At 69.3% G+C, this 1,986-nt stretch carries 3 protein-coding genes; all 3 read right to left on the reverse strand.

The features are described 5' to 3' along the window. On the reverse strand, positions 1–511 hold a 511-nt coding region (locus RI841_RS16215; protein WP_310706664.1), incomplete at its 3' end, for an ABC transporter permease. Further along, positions 504–1,448, reverse strand: coding sequence for an ABC transporter ATP-binding protein (locus RI841_RS16220; RefSeq protein ID WP_310706665.1), 945 nt, complete (start codon positions 1,446–1,448; stop codon positions 504–506). The genes RI841_RS16215 and RI841_RS16220, both read right to left, overlap by 8 nt. After that, on the reverse strand, positions 1,445–1,986 hold a 542-nt coding region (locus RI841_RS16225), incomplete at its 5' end, for an ABC transporter permease (RefSeq protein ID WP_310706666.1). The genes RI841_RS16225 and RI841_RS16220, both read right to left, overlap by 4 nt.

Genomic DNA, 1,986 nt, shown 5'->3' on the forward strand with positions numbered 1-1,986 from the left:
GCGCGGCCAGCGGCAACTCCACCTGGCGCAGGATCTGGCCGCCACTCATGCCCATGCCGCGCGCCGCCTCCATCACCCCGGGGTTGATGCCCTCGAGCCCGGCCAGGGTGTTGCGCACGATCGGCAGCAGGCCGTAGAGCAGCAGCGCCACGATGATCGGCAGGGTGCCGAAGCCCAGCACCGGCACCGCCAGCGCCAGCACCGCGACGGGCGGGAAGGTCTGGCCCATGGACGCCAGCTGGCTGACCAGCGGCAGGAAGTCCCGCCCCCAGCGGCGAGTCGCGGCGATGGCGGCGCCCACCCCCACCAGGATGGCCAGCACGGCGGCCACACTCACCACCAGCAGGTGACGGCCCAACAGGGTCACGAAGTCGGCACGGGCGTAGATCACCTGGCGGCTGTCGGATTCGATCCAGCGAAACAGCCCCTCCAGCTGTCCCATGCCCAGCGTCGCCGCCAACAGCAGCGCCAGCCACCCGAGCGGCAGGACCCAGCGGCGACACTCAGTCATCGCCGCGTCCTCCCACCAGCCGGCGCAGGGAAAGTTCCCCTACCGGCATGTCATCATCATCCACCACGGTGAGCCGCTCCGCATGGCGCCACAGCATCACCGAGAGCGCCTCACGCAGGCTGGCATGCTGGCCGACCCGCTCGCGAGACAGCAGGCGCGGCCCCAACGGCAACATCCGCTGGCTGACCGGGAGCAGCGCCGCCTCCTTCAGGCCACGATCCTCGCCGCCGAGCAGCGACTCGACGAACCCATCCGCCGGTTCGCGAAGCAGCTCCAGGGGCCGTCCCTGCTGCACGATCCGCCCCTGATGCATCACCACCAGATGATCGGCCAGGCGCAGCGCCTCGTCCATGTCGTGGGTGACGAAGACAATGGTCTTCTCGAGCCGCGACTGCAACGCGCGCAGCTCCTCCTGCAGACCTTCTCGGGTCAGCGGGTCCAGGGCGCCGAAGGGCTCGTCCATCAGCAGGATATCGGGGTCCGCCGCCAGCGCCCGGGCGACGCCCACCCGCTGCGCCTGGCCGCCGGAGAGCTGGTGCGGGTACTTGTGGGCGAACTCCGCCATGGAGAGCCCGAGCAACGCCATGAGCTCCTCGACCCGCTCCTGGATCCTGGCGGCCGGCCACTTGAGCAGGCGCGGCACCAGGCCGATGTTGCGGGCCACCGTCCAGTGGGGAAAGAGGCCCGTGCTCTGGATCGCATAGCCCATGCGACGGCGCAGGTCCTCCTCGCGAAAGCGTCGAATCTGCTGGCCGTCGATGTGAATCTCGCCCTCGCTGTGCTCGATCAGTCGATTGATCATGCGCAGCGTGGTCGACTTGCCACACCCGGAGGTCCCCACCAGTACGCAGAGCTCCCCCTGGGCCACGCTGAGCGAGATATCGTCCACCGCGATGGCGGCGCCGAAGCGCTTGGTGACATGGATGAGGTCGATCATTTGGCCCCTCCCGGGCGCAGGATCTCGGTCAGGGCCCCGAGCAGGGCGTCAACGAACAGCGCCAGCACCAGAATGGGCAGTGCCCCCAGCAACACCAGGTCCATGGCAGCCTGGCCAAGCCCCTGAAAGATGAAGGTCCCGAGGCCGCCGGCCCCGATCAGCGCGGCCACTGCCGTCAGCCCGATGGCCTGGATAGTGGTGATGCGGATGCCCTCCAGGATCAACGGCAGCGCCAGCGGCAGCCGTACCTGGCGAAACACCTGCCCGCGGCTCATCCCCATGCCACGTGCCGCGTCGATGACCGCGGGCTCGACCGCCTCCAGCGCCACGAAGGTGTTGCGCACCATGGGCAGCAGGCTGTAACCGACCAGGGCCAGCAGGGCCGGTGCCCAGCCGATGCCGCTGACGCCCAGTGCGGCGAGCCAGTCGACGTTCGCCGACAGCCAGGCGAGGGGCGCAAGCAGCAGGCCGAAGAGGGCAATGCTGGGAATCGTCTGCAGGAAGTTGAGCACGCCGAAGCCGGCCTTCTGTACACCGG

It is taken from the genome of Halomonas sp. (assembly GCF_031581305.1).
GTDB lineage: Bacteria > Pseudomonadota > Gammaproteobacteria > Pseudomonadales > Halomonadaceae > Halomonas.